General features: G+C 51.6%; 10 protein-coding genes and 1 other annotated feature. Of the genes, 4 read left to right on the top strand and 6 right to left on the bottom strand.

The window, feature by feature from the left end; translation table 11 throughout:
* The first annotated feature begins 9 nt into the window (after positions 1-9).
* Positions 10-330 carry a cyclic-di-AMP receptor gene (locus tag CLFS41_RS12815; RefSeq protein ID WP_007858589.1) on the top strand — a complete coding sequence of 107 codons (321 nt, stop codon included), beginning with the start codon at positions 10-12 and terminating at the stop codon, positions 328-330.
* 123 nt (positions 331-453) lie between these two features.
* On the opposite strand, the gene leuS is transcribed toward CLFS41_RS12815, so the two are convergent.
* Positions 454-2,868, bottom strand: coding sequence for a leucine--tRNA ligase (gene leuS / locus CLFS41_RS12810; protein WP_045092492.1), 2,415 nt, complete (start codon positions 2,866-2,868; stop codon positions 454-456).
* A gap of 153 nt (positions 2,869-3,021) precedes the next feature.
* Positions 3,022-3,268, bottom strand: a binding site (T-box leader).
* A gap of 42 nt (positions 3,269-3,310) precedes the next feature.
* Positions 3,311-3,670 carry a 4-fold beta flower protein gene (locus CLFS41_RS12805; protein ID WP_045092491.1) on the bottom strand — a complete coding sequence of 120 codons (360 nt, stop codon included), beginning with the start codon at positions 3,668-3,670 and terminating at the stop codon, positions 3,311-3,313.
* 187 nt (positions 3,671-3,857) lie between these two features.
* Here CLFS41_RS12805 and CLFS41_RS12800 point away from each other — a divergent pair, with 187 nt between their 5' ends.
* Both CLFS41_RS12800 and CLFS41_RS12795 read left to right on the top strand, forming a co-directional pair.
* Positions 3,858-5,396: a DUF1538 domain-containing protein gene (locus tag CLFS41_RS12800; RefSeq protein WP_045092490.1), complete on the top strand. Its 1,539-nt coding sequence runs from the start codon at positions 3,858-3,860 to the stop codon at positions 5,394-5,396.
* Positions 5,389-6,075, top strand: a complete 687-nt coding sequence (locus CLFS41_RS12795; protein ID WP_227161178.1) for a hypothetical protein — start codon at positions 5,389-5,391, stop codon at positions 6,073-6,075. The genes CLFS41_RS12800 and CLFS41_RS12795 overlap by 8 nt, the downstream gene beginning before the upstream one ends.
* Positions 6,076-6,142: 67 nt before the next feature.
* Here the strand turns inward: CLFS41_RS12795 and CLFS41_RS12790 are convergent, their stop codons facing one another.
* Positions 6,143-7,702, bottom strand: coding sequence for a GGDEF domain-containing protein (locus CLFS41_RS12790; protein WP_045092489.1), 1,560 nt, complete (start codon positions 7,700-7,702; stop codon positions 6,143-6,145).
* Positions 7,703-7,910: 208 nt separating this feature from the next.
* On the opposite strand from CLFS41_RS12790, the gene CLFS41_RS12785 reads away from it, so the two are divergent.
* Complete coding sequence (locus CLFS41_RS12785) at positions 7,911-11,123, top strand: UvrD-helicase domain-containing protein (protein WP_045092488.1); 3,213 nt, start codon at positions 7,911-7,913, stop codon at positions 11,121-11,123.
* A gap of 246 nt (positions 11,124-11,369) precedes the next feature.
* On the opposite strand, the gene CLFS41_RS12780 is transcribed toward CLFS41_RS12785, so the two are convergent.
* The 3 genes from CLFS41_RS12780 to CLFS41_RS12770 all read right to left on the bottom strand — a co-directional run bounded on the left by CLFS41_RS12780 (position 11,370) and on the right by CLFS41_RS12770 (position 16,376).
* Positions 11,370-12,710: a citrate synthase gene (locus tag CLFS41_RS12780; RefSeq protein ID WP_007858602.1), complete on the bottom strand. Its 1,341-nt coding sequence runs from the start codon at positions 12,708-12,710 to the stop codon at positions 11,370-11,372.
* A 48-nt stretch (positions 12,711-12,758) separates the two neighbouring features.
* On the bottom strand, positions 12,759-15,068 hold the full coding sequence (locus CLFS41_RS12775; protein WP_007858604.1) for a hydratase: 2,310 nt from the start codon (positions 15,066-15,068) through the stop codon (positions 12,759-12,761).
* Positions 15,069-15,356: 288 nt separating this feature from the next.
* The gene (locus CLFS41_RS12770) at positions 15,357-16,376 is read right to left on the bottom strand and encodes a type II CAAX endopeptidase family protein (protein WP_082082576.1); all 1,020 of its coding nucleotides are present in this window, start codon (positions 16,374-16,376) and stop codon (positions 15,357-15,359) included.
* Between the last annotated feature and the right edge of the window lie 41 nt (positions 16,377-16,417).

Here is a 16,417-nt window from a genome sequence, read left to right as displayed (position 1 = left end):
GGCGCGCATATGCAGTTATTGATCATCATCATTCAGGAAGTTGACTACGAACGGCTTTCCAGGGAATTCATCAGGCACCGGATACTGGCTACCAAGTTCTGTACCGAGGGACTGTATCTGAACAAAAAGAACATCACACTGATGGTGTGCATTGAAAAAGAACGGGAAAAGGAAATTCTGGAATATATAAAGAACAGCTGTACGGAACGGGTGGAGGAACGCCAGGTATCCGAATATAACGGTCAGATGTTTGTGGATACATTAAAGGGCGTCAAGGTTGGAGGCGCCACTGTATTTACAGCAGACGTGGACAAGATACTGAAATTCTGATCCTGGGTTTCAGCTTCCGGTCAGGGAACCGGTTGAACAGGACAGCACAAGGAATGGCATGCCGCAGACAACACGGCATGCCATTCCTTTTATCAATCTCTGTTACATAATCCGCGACCGCTTTTATTTGCAGACAATATTGATGATCTTGCCCGGTACGTAGATTTCCTTTACAATATTACCGGCCAGCTTGTCCTTAACAGCTTCCCTGCCGGCTGCCAGCGCATCCTCTTTGGAAATGTCGGCGGGCAGTTGGATCACGGAACGGGTCTTGCCATTTACCTGGACCGCCACCTCAATCTCATCATCCTTCATGGCTTCCTCGTCACATTCCGGCCACTGGGCATGGAATACGCTGTCCGTGCCGCCCAGCTGCTGCCACAGTTCTTCTCCGATATGAGGAGCAAAGGGTGCCAGGAGAATGACAAATGTCCTCAGTGTCTCCTTGTCAATGCCGCCCTCCTTCTTTGCCAGATCGATCATCTTGTTGTTGTATTCCATAAAACCGGAGATAACCGTATTCAGGCTGAACTGGTTAAAGCGGTACTCAATATCGTATACCAGTTTATGGCGCAGCTTGATCATTTCCCTGGTGGCCTCTATCTCCTTGTCTTTGTTGTCCATCACAAGGTTCCAGAATCGGTTCAGGAACCTGGAAACGCCTTCGATCCCCCTGTCGTCCCACTCTGCATCCAGTTCAGGCGGTCCCACAAACAATTCATACAGCCTTAAGGAATCACAGCCATAGTCCCTTACCAGATCGTCAGGGGATACCACGTTGCCTTTGGACTTACTCATCTTGATTCCGTTTTTGCCCGTGATCATGCCCTGGTTAAACAGCTTCTTAAAGGGTTCGTCAAAATCAATGGCCCCGATGTCACACAGGAATTTTGTGTAAAAACGCGAGTACAGCAGATGGAGCACTGCATGCTCTACACCGCCGATATACATATCAACCGGCAGGTACTTGTCTGCCTTTTCCCTGGATACAAGTTCCTCTTTATTATGGCTGTCCACATAGCGCAGGAAATACCAGGAGGAACCAGCCCACTGGGGCATGGTGTTGGTTTCACGTTTGGCAGGCGCCCCGCAAACCGGGCAGGTGGTATTCACCCACTGGTCAATGGCTGCCAGAGGTGATTCTCCTGTTCCGGTAGGCTGATAGCTCTCCACCTCGGGAAGCCTTAAGGGAAGCTCTTCCTCAGGCACAGGCACGCAGCCGCACTTGGGGCAGTGGATAATGGGGATGGGCTCTCCCCAGTAGCGCTGGCGCGAAAATACCCAGTCGCGCAGCTTATAGTTAACCGTCTTGTGGCCGAATCCCTTTTCCTCGATCATATGGGGCGCTTCCTTTTTAAGGACAGCTGACTCCATGCCATTCCAGTCACCGGAATTGATCATGATGCCGCTTGCCTCCGTGTACGCCTCGGTCATATCTTCGATCTCAACGCCGTCCTTTGCAATAACCTGTACAATGGGAAGGCCGAATTTCTTTGCAAACTCAAAGTCCCTGTCGTCATGGGCAGGCACGCACATGATGGCTCCCGTGCCGTAGTCTGAAAGTACATAGTCGGACAGCCAGATGGGTGTCTTTGCGCCGTTTAACGGGTTGATGGCATAGCTGCCTGTAAACACGCCCGTCTTATCCTTGGCCTGCATACGGTCTACATTGGAGCGCATGGAGGAATCAAAAATATACTGTTCAACCGCCTCCCTGGTCTCATCCGTGGCCAGGCTCTTGGCCAGCTCGTGCTCAGGGGCAAGCACCATAAAGGTGGCGCCGTACAGGGTGTCCGGTCTTGTGGTGTAGACCGTGATCTTCTCCTCACGTCCATCAATGGGGAAATCCACCTCTGCGCCATAGGATTTACCAATCCAGTCTGTCTGCATCTTCTTAACTTTCTCAGGCCAGTCCAGCTTGTCCAGGTCATTTAACAGGCGCTCTGCATAGGCAGTAATCTTTAACATCCACTGGCGCAGGTTCTTTTTGGTCACGGCAGTGCCGCAGCGCTCGCAGCAGCCGTTTACCACTTCCTCATTGGCAAGGCCGGTCTTACAGGAAGGACACCAGTTAATAGGGAACTCCTTCTCATAGGCCAGGCCATTTTTGAACATCTGTACAAAGATCCACTGGGTCCACTTGTAGAAATCAGGGTCCGTGGTGTTGACCTCCATATCCCAGTCATAAATGGCGGCAATCTGTTTGATCTGCTTTTTAATATTGGAAATGTTGGCTTCCGTGGACTTAGCCGGATGAACCCCCATCTTGATCGCGTAGTTCTCAGCAGGAAGGCCGAATGCGTCCCAGCCCATGGGATGGATCACATATTTTCCCTTTAACAGCTGGTATCTGCTCCACACATCGGAGATTACATATCCCCTCCAGTGGCCCACATGAAGGCCGCTGCCTGACGGATATGGGAACATATCCAGACAATAATACTTTTCTTTCTTGCCATCATTGACATTGATGGGCTTTTCCTCCCAGTTTTCACGCCACTTTTTCTCAATCGCGCTGTGATTGTACTGTGTTGCCATAATTTCATTCCTCCATTGGTTATCTCAGGGCAGGTGAACCATATAACATTCGGGACTTCTTACCCGCAGTGCGGTTCCGGCGGAGCGTTTTTTATATCATAGGGAACTCCAGAGAAATCTCCTATGATATAAAAAAGCCCTGCATCTCTATCCTCTAGAGACGCAAAGCCAATGTCCTCGCGCGGTACCACTCTGGTTCATGCCTTCTGACGCATGCACTTGTTCCTCTTATAACGGTAAGGGTTCCGTCCTGTCCTACTGAGATCCGATCCCGATGGGACATCTCCTTTGGGCCAGGCTACTCCAGGGCCAGTTCAACAACCTTCTGTCACCGGCTCACACCAGCCGCCGGCTCTCTGTATCCATAGGGTTATCTACTATTCCCTTTCTGCGTATTTGCACTAAAGCATAATTTAGCACATTTCCATGACAGTGTCAACCTCTACAGGCGAAAAAAGTCAGCTGCTGTCATCTCTGACCAGGCCGCTTTATAAGGGGTTCTGGCGCACCGGGCTGTCCGGGCATGCCGGTGGGGCTTAGCCGCCTTAGCCCACTTGGCCGGCGTCTCATGTCTGGAAGGTTTGGCCGGACCTCCGATACGCGCCTCATCTGTGAAAAGGACGCAGTAACCTTCCAGGTCACGGATCCATCCCCTGTCAAACCAACCGTACTGTAATCCTTCAAAACTGTAAACAGCTCCTTCAACAATATAGGCCGCTGGCGTTCCGTCAAACAGGTAGATGTGCTCCCTGTCCTTATCCAGATACGCTGCCGGCATTCCTTCCTTATTATAAAATGTCATGTCCCGGTTCTCCCATTTTCTTTTTTACAATGGATTTATTATACTACGCCCTTTCCCCACATTCAATCTTTATCTTTTCTTAACATTTTTCTAACGCCCCATTCACTTGCTTTGACCGTTGTCCCTATGCTAAGCTTTATATAAGGCATATCCTAAAACAAAATAACGGACAACAGGAGGTAACTTATTGAATCAGAAACTCAAAGAAAAAATCACAGAATCCCTATCATCTGTGCTGCCCGTTACCTGTATCGTATTGATACTTGGAATCACCATTGCCCCCATTCCCCTGGACCCGCTGATGCTGTTTTTGGCAGGGGCCGCTTTCCTTATTATAGGTATGGGATTTTTCACACTGGGGGTAGATATGGCCATGATGCCCATCGGGGAAAAGGTAGGGGCACAGCTGGCCAAGGCGAAACGACTTCCAATCATCATACTGGCATGTATTATCATGGGCGCAATTGTAACCGTTGCCGAACCGGACCTTCAGGTCCTGGCAGGACAGACGCCGGCCGTACCTGACATGGTACTGATCCTCACCGTAGCCGCAGGCGTGGGTCTGTTTCTGGCCCTGGCATTCCTCCGCTCCCTTTTCGGATGGAGCCTGTCCCATATTCTTATGGTCTGCTATCTCATTCTGTTCATCATGGCCTTCTATATTCCAGGTGACTTTCTTGCAGTGGCATTTGACTCCGGAGGCGTGACCACCGGCCCCATAACAGTTCCCTTTATCATGGCTCTTGGCATGGGTCTGTCCTCCATCGGCCAGGGGAAAAATCAGGACAGTGACAGCTTCGGCCTTGTTGCCCTGTGCTCCATCGGTCCCATCCTTTCGGTTATGATCCTGGGTTTTATCTACCAGTCATCCTCAGGCACCTATGAGCCAACGGTTATTCCCTCCATCAGCAATTCCCAGGATTTATGGCTGGCCTTTCAGAATGAGCTGCCCGAATACGCCATGGAGGTATTTACCGCCCTGTTCCCCATCCTGATATTCTTTATCATTTTCCAAATCTTTTTCTTAAAAATGCGTAAAAGACAGGTTGTGAAGATCCTGGTGGGAATGTTATACTCTTATATTGGACTGACGCTGTTCCTCACAGGGGTCAACGTAGGGTTCATGCCCGCGGGCAGTTACCTGGGCAAGCAGATCGCTTCCCTTTCCTACCAGTGGGTCCTGATCCCCATCGCCATGCTCATTGGTTTTTACATTGTAAAGGCGGAACCTGCCGTGCAGGTATTAAACAAGCAGGTTGCGGAGGTGACGGGCGGCACCATATCCGAGGCAACCATGATGAAAGGCCTGTCCGTTGGAATGGCTCTTTCCCTGGGATTATCCATGCTTCGGGTCATGACCGGACTCCCTCTTATGAGCCTGCTCTTACCCGGCTATGCTCTGGCCCTGGGGCTGTCATTTGTGGTTCCTCCTGTCTTTACTTCCATTGCATTTGACTCTGGCGGTGTTGCATCCGGTCCCATGACCGCAACCTTCCTGCTCCCCTTTGCAATGGGCGCATGCGAAGCGCTGGGCGGGAATATCCTGACAGATGCATTCGGCATTGTGGCCATGGTGGCCATGACGCCCCTTATTATCATACAATTTATCGGCTTATCCTATGAGATCAAGACGAAAAGGGCAAAAAGCGATTCACGGCTGTCCTACGTTGATATGAACAGTGAATTTATCGAATTAGAAAAGGAGGACTCCGATGAACATGAATAGTATCAGATGGATGGCCGCCATTGTGGACCGGGGCAAGGGCAACAAGGCTGCATCCATTTTCCATGAACACCACCTGGAAATCCTTCTGGCAGTCAGGGGACACGGAACTGCCAGCTCCGCCATCATGGACTGCCTGGGACTGGATGAACCGGAAAAGGATCTGGTTCTGGGAATCGCAACCGGCACCGATGCCCATCAGGCAATGGAGGCTCTAAAACACAAGATGGAGTTTGACAAGCCAGGACATGGAATTGCATTTTCCATCCCGCTTTCAGGAATCAGTATTGCTGCTTCCAATTTTCTAAAGGATTGGGATACATCCCAGACACAGATCACAGCTTGTGCTAAGGAGGATACATCTATGCCAGACAGCAAACACTACGAATTAATCGCCACAGTTATCAATACGGATCTGTCCACACCGGTCATGGAGGCTGCCAGAAAGGCCGGCTGCCACGGTGGCACCCTTGTAAAAGCCAGGGAGATCGGTACCGATGAGGGAAAGAAGCTCTTCGGCCTGACCCTTTCCCAGGAAAAGGCCATCCTCCTTATCCTTACCCCTGTTTCCGGAAAACAGCCCATACTCAAGGCGATCTGCGAGACGGTACTGCAGGAGACCGGGGAACATGCGGTCGCATTTTCCATGCCGGTGGATGAGGTGCAGGGAATCAGCGGTTAGGATCTGACAAATAGGCCGGGCGGATGATTTTGCCCGGCCCTTGTCAACTGATGGTATGTTTTTCAATCTAATAACTTTCTTCCATATCGGAAAATATCCACAATGTTTCCTGGGAACTGCTGAAATATGAGTTGCATCTCAGAACCCTGAGTTTCAACCGGCTTCCATCCCTTTTCTGATATATAAATCCAGGTATCTCATCCCCGTCCAGCATCATCTCCAGATTCCCATAATCGCAGAACTGTTCAAATAAACGGACGTATTCCGGCTCCACCATCCGGTTGGCATACATCAGCAGGGCCTTGCTGAAACTGTCCCTGGATTCCTCCAGCATTTTCTCAAAATAGGACGGAATAAAGATCCGGCGCAGGGTATCTGTTTCCAGATTCACAAAATAAACGCCTTTAAACACAGGTGCCAGAACCCGCAGGAAACGCTCCGCATCCCTTTTTTCAGTGATTACCCGTTCCATCTGGCTGTCCAATGACCGCTGCTGGCGCTCACCCCCCTGGGCGGAGTAATATTCCTCTTTACGCATCTGCATATCTGTCTCCGCAGCCTGGATTATCTCATTGATATCCAGACCCTCCTCCCTCCATTCAAGGCCCACGGAAATAGAATAGCCCGCACGCTCCACCTCCTGTCGGACATCCTCCAAATTCTCCGTCACTGTCTGATGCAGAACATCCCTACAGAGCACTACAAACTCATCTCCCCCAATGCGGAAGACGGATTCCCTGCCAAAATTCTTTAAAAGGATCGCCGCAACTGTTTTCAGCATGACGTCTCCTGCCTTGTGCCCTAAATGGTTGTTGATCTCATGCAGTCCGTTTACATCAATATAAACACAGGCAAGTGAAAGGGTATCCGGCTGCGTTAATGTCCGTATCGCCTTTTTATAGCTGTTTCTGTTCTGGATGCCTGTCAGCGCGTCCGTTAGCGCCTCTTTGCTTAAGATCTTATTGGCAGCCTCGATCTGCTGGTACTGCCTTCGGATGGTGATCTCATCCTTCTTTGACTGGATCCTGGAATTATACAGGCTTGTGGCGATCCCAATTGCCACCAGTGAGAGAAACAGGCTGTTCATCAGGTTATTATACGTATGGTTTAACCCTGCGGGATCAGGAAAATATGGCAGAAGCAGATTAAACACCAGAACATCCGCCAGAAACAGCAGCGCCGTCTTCCACGGCTTCATCATGGACAGGATGGCCAGGATCAGGATCACATAGTTATAGACCGTCAGTCCATTCCCCCCCAGCTGGTCATTCAGCGTGACGGCGATTCCCCAAAAGCTGAAAAACACCAAATAGGCGTGTTCAATCCAGAAATAATAACGGTGGCTGTTCTCCTTCTTTCTGTCAACCCAGGCCTGCCCTGCCATCACACACAATGTGACCAGGATCAGGATGAGATACATGAGAAAATAAGCGGTGCGCCTCGGTTTCAAGAAGGGGCCGCCCGGACGCAATGAAATGGAAACCAGCATGACCAGTTCATATATAATGATAAAAAGATGAAAAAAGAAGTTCCTGTTCACCACATCCCGGTGAAGGGAACATTCAATTTCATCAAAATCCCGGAGCCCGGCGTCTATTCCTAAAAGACACTTTAGTTTCATCCACATCCACATTTCACTCCTTCATTCCCCTTTGGGACATTCATCTCAAACGCCTGATACATGCCCTCTTTTTTAAAGTATATCATACTTTAGTTCCATGGAATATGTAAATTTCAATTTTCTCCCCCCACACGCTATTTCCATACTCATCCTCTTCCATTTTCCAAGAAATCCATTATAATTATTACTATCAAAGGAAAGCAGGTGCAATTAAATGTACATAGGCGATTTACATATCCACTCCCGTTATTCCAGGGCCACCAGCAAAGAGCTGACACCGGAGCATCTGGATCTCTGGGCCCGCAAAAAAGGGATTCATATAGTTGGAACAGGGGATTTTACCCACCAGGCATGGAGGGCTGAACTGGAGCAGAAACTGGAGCCGGCCGAGTCCGGCCTTTACGTGCTCAAAAAAGAATGGGAAATACGCCATTCCTCAGCTGCCGCCGGAAATAAACCACGTTTTGTGATTACCGGGGAGATCAGCTCCATTTATAAGAAGAACGGAAAGGTGCGCAAGGTTCACAGCCTGATCCTCCTTCCCAGCCTGGAGGCTGCGGAAGTTCTCTCCCGGCGGCTGGAGGCCATTGGCAACATCCACTCCGATGGGCGTCCCATCCTTGGTCTTGACTGCCATGATCTTCTGGCGATCACACTTGATGCGTGTCCGGAGGCGATTTATGTGCCTGCGCATATCTGGACGCCTCATTTTTCCCTGTTCGGCGCATTTTCCGGTTTTGATACCATTGAAGAGTGCTATGAGGAGCTGACGCCCCAGATCCACGCCCTGGAGACAGGGCTGTCCTCGGACCCGGCCATGAACTGGCGCCTGTCCGCTCTGGATTCCTATCAGCTGATCTCCAATTCAGATGCCCATTCCCCAGCCAAATTGGGGAGGGAGGCCAATCTGCTTGATATCGCCATGTCCTATGAAGGGCTTTACGGCGCGATCCAAAGAGGCGAGGGGCTGGCCGGAACCATCGAGTTTTTCCCGGAGGAGGGTAAATACCATTTTGACGGCCACCGCAAATGCCACCTGTGCCTGAGTCCGTCCCAGGCCAGGCAGTATAACGGTATATGCCCTGTGTGCGGCAGAAAGCTGACCACAGGTGTGCTTCACAGGATCGAACAGCTGGCCGACCGCCAGGAAACCTTCCGGCTGCCGGGCGGCAGGCCTTATGAGAACCTGGTACCCCTTCCTGAAGTGATCGCCGGCTGTATGGGCACCTCCTCCGGCAGTGTCAAGGTGGCGCGGCAGTATGAGCACATGCTGGAGGAGCTGGGAGATGAATTCCACATACTCAGGAAAGCGTCCCTGGATGATATCAGCCGGATCGGAGGCCAGCTCACAGCCCAGGGCATCCGCCATCTGCGGGAAGGGCAGGTGGAATGGAGGCCCGGGTATGATGGGGAATACGGCACCATGAAGCTGTTCGGGGCAGCGGAACTGGACAGCGTGGAGGGACAGCTGTCATTTATTCTGGATGAAGAGGATACCCCATCTGATGACAGCAGTCTCCTGTCCGCGGACCTGTCTTATGCCGGGGAAAGCAAACAGCCGCAGATGCTCTCTGCCTGCACCAGTGAACCGGATCCCATTTCCTCCGCTGTTGCTGCCCCCGTCATCCTGGATCCCTCTGACAACCATCCATCCCTGGCAGGACTCAACCAGGGTCAGCGCCAGGCAGTCCAGTCCATCGCCCCTGTAACCGCTGTCATCGCCGGTCCGGGCACGGGAAAGACCAAGACCCTGGTGTCCCGCCTTGCTTATCTTCTGGGTGAACGGGGCGTAAAACCCGGTGAGATCACCGCAGTCACCTTCACCAACAAAGCTGCCGAGGAGCTGCGCCAGCGTATCCACCAGCAGCTGCCGGGCAAGGGCCGCCTCACCCAGATGCAGGTGGGGACTTTTCACTCCCTGTGCTACCGGATGCTGCTGGCGGATGGGACCGACCTGGTCCTGGCCGATGAAGGCCAGCTGGAGGAATGCGCGTCTCAGACAGTGGAACAGCTGAGCCTCTCCTGCTCTGCCCGCCAGTTTCTCGCCATGGTATCCCTGCACAAATCCGGGATCCAGACCCCTGACATGGAAGAGGCATTCCGCCTGTATGATACACTCCTGGCAGACCGTCATATCATGGACTTTGACGATCTGCTCCTGAACGTACTGGAACGGCTGGAGTCAGAGCAGTCCAGCCAGCTCCGCAAAAAACACTTTTTCTATCTTCTGGTGGATGAATTCCAGGATATCAGCCCGGTCCAGTACCGCCTGATCCGTGCCTGGTGCAAGGGAGGCAAGGAATTATTCCTGATCGGCGACCCGGATCAGTCCATCTATGGGTTCCGCGGCTCCCAGAGCAATTGTTTCGACTTTCTGAACGCGGATTTTGAACAGGTAAATACACTGCGCTTAAAACCTAACTACCGTTCCACACCGGAGATCCTGGCAGCCGCCCTTCCCCTCATCTCCCACAACCCAGGTGGGAAAAGGGAACTGGAACCAATGCTCTCCCACGGCTCCCCGGTCCGGGTGGCCGCTGCCAAAACCAGCCTGTCGGAAGCCATCTTTATTGCCAAGGAGATCGGACACATGGTGGGAGGCATCGATATGCTGGACGCCCACACAAATACCGCCCATTTCTCAGATACCCCCAGAAGTTTCGGAGATATCGCTATCCTGTACAGGACCAACCATCAGGCAAAGCTGCTGGAGGAGTGTCTGAGAAAAGAAGGGATTCCCTATGTGGTGTCCGGGCGTGAGGATTATCTGTCCGATCCATCTGTTCAGGGAACCATCTGCTTCTTTCATGGTCTGCTGCAGTATTTCCGGGATGAAAATGCTTCCCAATGGAAACAGACAAAGGCATTGTGCTGTAAACTGCTTTCATCATCCCACAACTATGAGACCTTAAAAGAGGCATATTCCGGCCGTTTAAAGCGTGAAAAGCCTTGGAAGATCCTGGAGGACTGGAGGCACGGTCTGAAGCTGTGTGACAGCAAGGCCATGGAGACTTTGGTGTGCATGTCATATTTCCACAAGACCATGGAGGATATGATCCATACCCTTACCTTTGGACAGGGAAATGATGTCACCAGAAGCGGCCAGGACTCCTGTCCATCGAGCGCGGTCACCCTGATGACCTTCCACGCCTCCAAGGGCCTGGAATTTCCCACCGTGTTCCTGTACGGACTCAAGCAAGGGCTTATGCCTCTTAAGTCAGGCAGCGGCCCTGTGGACTGGGAGGAGGAGCGGCGCCTTCTGTACGTGGCAATGACCCGTGCAAAGGAAGAACTGGTTCTGACCACCTCCGAGGAGCCATCCCCCTTCCTGTCCGAAATCCCCCAGGACGCATGCCGCACAGAGCAGGCCCATATACCGGGGGATGGGATGAAGCAGCTGAGTTTATTTGATTTTAATTTGATGTAAGCAGCGGGGAGGGAGTTCCATTCGTGAGGGGAACAGGTCGCGGGCCTGGGACAGATGGAAAGGCGGAAAATGTAAAGGGCTTTAGATAGCAAACGGCCTCGTATGGTATAAAACAGCCGGAAACAGTGCTGCGGCCCCCCTTAACCGGCGGGGTGCGGCACTGTTTCCGGCTGTCTTGATGATGCAGAGTATGTGGAAGCTGATACCGGCGGCGCAGGTAACCTTTGCAGGAGGAAGACGGTGGCCTTACCGCTCTTCCATGGCCACATAATCCATGTTGTCACCCACATATTTGGTGGCAGGACGCATGATACGGCCGTCATACAGCTTGTTTTCGATGTTGTGCGCTACCCAGCCAACGATACGGCTGCACACAAACAGAGGGGTATACAGGTCCCTGGGGATGCGGAGCATGCCATAGGCAAAGCCGCTGTAGAAGTCCACATTGGTGGGAAGGGCTTTGCCCTTGATCTCCTCCATGACCTCCTTGGCAATGCGCTCGAAACGCATATAGTAATCCAGCTCCTTCATGTGATTCTGTTCCTTGGCAACTTCTATGCAGCAGGCCCTTAAGACTTCCGCACGCGGGTCGGATACGGTGTAAACAGCGTGGCCAAAGCCGTATACAAGGCCTGACTTGTCATAGAGGTCGCCTGACATGATCTTTCTTACGGCCTGACGGATCCTGGCATCGTCCGCATCATAGCCTCCGGTCTCCTCCAGGACTGCGTCCATCATCTCAGCCACCTTGATGTTGGCTCCGCCGTGGCGCGGTCCCTTCAGGGAGCCGATGCCGCCGCATACGGTGGAATAAATATCTGTTCCGGTGGATGCGATCACTACATTGGTGAAGGTGGAGTTATTGCCGCCGCCATGGTCCGCATGAAGCATGAGTATGGTGTCTAAAAGGCTGGCCTCCTTTGTGGAGAACTTCTGATCCTTTCTCAGCAGGCTCAGGAAATTCTCGGCAATGGAATATTCCGGATTTGCATAATGGATAAAAAGGCTCTCACGGTCATAGTAGTGCACCTTGCTCTGGTAAGCGTAACAGGCAATGGACGGCAGCTTTGCCAACAGGTTCACGCCCTTGATCAGGGTCTGGTAAACATCCGTATTGTCCGGATCATCATCATAATTATACAGGGTCAGGACCGCATCCATAAGCTTGTTCATCAGGTTCTTTCCCGGCAGGCGCAGCAGGTTCATTTCCACAAACTCATCCGGGATCTCGTAGCAGCGTCTCACCACGTTGCAGAACTTTTCCAGTTCCCCCTTTTTGGGAAGATAGCCGAACAACAGCAGGAAACATACCTCCTCATAGCCGAAGTGGCTTCCCTTTTTGCCGTTCACCAGGTCCAGCACATCGATTCCTCTGTAAAGCAGACGGCCGGGTATCGCCTTGATGCCTTCCTCAGTCTCCTCATATCCCACCACATCGGCCACTCTGGTAAGTCCTACACGGACACCTGTTCCGTCTTCGTTTCTCAGGCCCTTCTTTACATTGTACTCTTTATACCACTTATTCGGAATATCTGTATAATTCTGGGATTTTCCATAAAATTGAGCAAGATAGCTTTCCTTGACCATTGTTATTACTCCTCTCTGAAATTGGTGCTGCGGGGATATCCCCTTCCATCAGTGCCTTGTGCGGTTATAATTGATCAGGCATCCGGCTTTCACGATCTTCCGTTCCTCCGCTGTCATATCCGCAATATATAAATCCAGAACCTTAACCGGTGCGTCTTCTTCCCCGCTTCCCAGCACATACGCCTTGATCTGTTTCATATCTCCGTCCAGAGCCGCTTTAATGCCCGGCACATAGATGTAATCTCCCACTTCAAACTCAGGGTCAGCCTCCATCTGGAAAGGAACCATGCCCCAGTTCATCACATTGGAGCGATAACGCTTAGTGGCGTATTCCTTACAGATATTTGCCAGTCCGCCGATCACCCTCTGACAGCTGGCCGCCTGTTCCCTGGCTGAACCGTCACCAGGCTTCACGGCGTAGATCATGCTTCCGATCTCCGTATCCTTCATGGTCACATGTTCGTTTCCTTCAATCCTGTTGATCAGCTGGAAAATAGTCCCAAGTTTCGGCTCCAGCTCCAATTCTTTTTCAGGGCCTTCCTTAACCCTTGCCTTTTCCAGCCGGTCCACTTCCTTGGTCCTGCCAACGTATTCAGGATCCCTTCTGGATAAAGTAAACTCCGCCAGCCCCAGTGGGTTGGAACGGTAGGATGATGTCTCACCGGACGGGATCAGCTCATCCGTGGTGGTTACGGGATCCATGATCTTGGAACATACCTTTAACAGGATATTGTCCGCCAGAGGACTCATCTGCGGCCAATCCTTGATGTTGGGACCATAGATCAGGCCCTTCTTCGTATCGCCCTTGCCGTATCCCATATAGACGCGGTTCTTATAGGAAATATCGTCAAACTCATATTCAGGCACATTGCCCCAGCAATCCATCTCCCATGCGGAGGTGAGGATGCCTCCATTGGCCGCTGTTGCGGCAATGGAACGTGCGTCCATGAGCGCCACTGCAGCCATCTGGCCGTTCCCCGGCTTGGAGCCCTCCCGGTTGGGGAAGTTCCTGGTGGTGTGACGGATACTGAGTCCGTTGTTGCAGGGCGTGTCTCCCGCGCCAAAGCAGGGTCCGCAGAAGGCGGTGCGGATGATCGCTCCCGCATCCATCAGATCCGACACAGCCCCTTTCTTCACCAGGTCTGCAAATACAGGCTGTGAAGAAGGATAAACTGCCAGTGAGAATTCATCACATCCGCAGTTCTTTCCCTTAAGGGCCCGGGCTGCTTCTATTACATTGCTGTAGGTTCCGCCTGCGCAGCCTGCGATCACTGCCTGCTGAACCAGAAGCTGGCCGTCCACCACCTTGTCAAGAAGGGTGAATTCCGCCTTGCCTCCGGAGATTCTGGCAGCTTCCGTTTCAACTTCCCTGAGGATATCTGTCATATCAGCTTTCAGCTGGTCAATCTCATATGTATTGCTTGGATGGAACGGCAGTGCGATCATGGGCTTAACCGTGGACAGGTCCACGTAGACGCAGCCGTCATAGTATGCCACATCCGCCGGGGACAGTTCTTTGTAATCCTCTGCCCTGTTGTGCATTGCAAGATATTTCTTTGTATCCTCATCCGTCTTCCAGATGGAGCTGAGGCAGGTGGTCTCTGTGGTCATTACATCCACCCCATTGCGGTAATCCGTTGTCATGGATGCAACACCTGGGCCTACGAATTCCATCACCTTATTCTTTACATATCCGTTCTTAAACACCGCCCCTATAATGGCAAGGGCAATATCCTGAGGACCTGTACCCGGTCTCGGCGCCCCGTCCAGGTAAACCGCCACAACGCCCGGATAAGCCACATCATATGTATCGCGAAGAAGCTGCTTCACCAGCTCGCCTCCGCCCTCGCCCACTGCCATGGTTCCCAGGGCGCCGTAACGTGTGTGGCTGTCAGAACCCAGGATCATCCTGCCGCAGCCGGCCATCATTTCCCTCATATACTGGTGGATCACCGCAATGTGGGGCGGCACATAGATACCGCCGTATTTCTTAGCAGCGGAAAGGCCGAACATGTGGTCGTCCTCATTGATGGTCCCGCCCACTGCACAGAGAGTGTTATGGCAGTTGGTCAATACATAAGGTATGGGAAATTGTTCCATGCCCGATGCCTTGGCTGTCTGGACAATGCCTACGAACGTAATATCGTGGCTGGCCATGCTGTCAAAGCGGAGCTTCAGATGTTCCATATTGTCAGATGTGTTATGGGCTTCCAGTATGGAATAGGCAATGGTCCCTTTTCTGGCAGCCGCCTTATCCGCCTCCACACCGGTGAGGGCCTTTACTTTCCCGCTTTCTGCTTCCGGTACGATCTCTGTCCCGTTTATCAGGTAAATACCGTTTTCATACAATGATACCATTTACGTTACCTCCGGTCTTATTTATTTTGTAACTGTTCAGGACGGTTACTTTATTTTTATAAAAAGGGCGCGGCTTCTTTGAATGGCGCCTGCCCTTTTACGTTCATTGTTTAATACTATAAAGCAAAAATTTTGATTTGTCCAGTCTTTTCGCTGTAGTTTCAACAGCTTTTGCATTGTGGTTCATTTTATATCCCACATGTCCATTACTGTCGTTCATCACAGCTTTACCACTGCAAAGCATCCATCTGAGTATAACAGATGTAAGGGCCGCAGCGCAATACCATGTTACCAATTCAATACAAATAATCCTATACATATAAGAAAATAGATGATCATTCCCGGATTCAAAAACACGGTCCTGAATCTCTTTCCCCTCTGGATGGGCCATATTCCAGGCGCAAAACGGATCTCTTTCCGATACAGGATTAAAATTGTGATGCCACCGATCAGGCATGCCACCATAAACAGAAGGTATCCGGTGATCAGAAGCCCTGACAGGGCTGATATGATCCCGCTAAAGTCAAGATCTAACAGATGCTCCATTTTCCGCAGAAACCACGGCAGATCCATAAGACCCTTTGCCCCTTTTGACAGTTCCACTGATATGGCCCCGCCCAGAAAATTAAAGATCATATGAAGGGCGATGGTATAACTTACCTTCCCCGTCTTGGCATACACATATGCCCACAGCAAGCCGATCCCAAATGCATAGAAAAACTGCGAGAAATTCCCGTGGGCCATTCCAAACATCAGGCCCGACACCAGTATCGCCGGTCCTTCCCCAAATCCCAGCAGCCGGTCCATGAGCAGTTTTCTGAAAAGCAGTTCCTCTATGACCGGCGCGGCAACCACTGTAAATAAAACAGTCATCCATATTCCTGAATTCATCAGGATACGGTCCAACTCACCATCTCCCAGACCTGAGGGCTTAAACCATTCCACCAGCTGTCCCAGCAGGTTGCCGGCCAGCCCCATACCCACTGTGATCACAAGGCAGGCCGTAAACTTCCCCATTCCCCAGCGCTGCCTCTGGGAACCGCCGCACTTGGGGACCAGCTGGATCAGAGCCACCGATACCGGAAATGCAACCAGGTACATGGGTATGGCTGATATAAGGACAAGACCACGCCCGTTGAAAAGATCCATCACTCCCCCAAGCAACATGTTGACCATTCCCACAAAAAACATCATCACGACCTGGGCCAGAACTGTTACCAGCATAAAGGAGGCGGCCACCAACCCCACGTGTGAAAACTGCCTTCTCTGCCATCTCCCGAGCGCCTGTTCGTTCTCTTCCTGTATCATATGCAAATGTCTGTTCTCCCTAAAAGTTTTTGTCATATTAA

The sequence above is a fragment of the Clostridium sp. FS41 genome (genome assembly GCF_000954015.1).
Taxonomy (GTDB): Bacteria; Bacillota; Clostridia; order Lachnospirales; family Lachnospiraceae; genus Enterocloster; species Enterocloster citroniae.
This window is presented reverse-complemented; position numbering and strand designations above follow the sequence as displayed.

Excerpts from the sequence above, each read along its gene's own strand:
- CLFS41_RS12815 (WP_007858589.1), top strand. The coding sequence starts at position 10 with ATGCAGTTATTGATCATCATCATTCAGGAAGTTGACTACGAACGGCTT.
- leuS (WP_045092492.1), bottom strand. The coding sequence starts at position 2,868 with ATGGCAACACAGTACAATCACAGCGCGATTGAGAAAAAGTGGCGTGAA.
- CLFS41_RS12805 (WP_045092491.1), bottom strand. The coding sequence starts at position 3,670 with ATGACATTTTATAATAAGGAAGGAATGCCGGCAGCGTATCTGGATAAG.
- CLFS41_RS12795 (WP_227161178.1), top strand. The coding sequence starts at position 5,389 with ATGAATAGTATCAGATGGATGGCCGCCATTGTGGACCGGGGCAAGGGC.
- CLFS41_RS12790 (WP_045092489.1), bottom strand. The coding sequence starts at position 7,702 with ATGTGGATGAAACTAAAGTGTCTTTTAGGAATAGACGCCGGGCTCCGG.
- CLFS41_RS12785 (WP_045092488.1), top strand. The coding sequence starts at position 7,911 with ATGTACATAGGCGATTTACATATCCACTCCCGTTATTCCAGGGCCACC.
- CLFS41_RS12780 (WP_007858602.1), bottom strand. The coding sequence starts at position 12,710 with ATGGTCAAGGAAAGCTATCTTGCTCAATTTTATGGAAAATCCCAGAAT.
- CLFS41_RS12775 (WP_007858604.1), bottom strand. The coding sequence starts at position 15,068 with ATGGTATCATTGTATGAAAACGGTATTTACCTGATAAACGGGACAGAG.
- CLFS41_RS12770 (WP_082082576.1), bottom strand. The coding sequence starts at position 16,376 with ATGATACAGGAAGAGAACGAACAGGCGCTCGGGAGATGGCAGAGAAGG.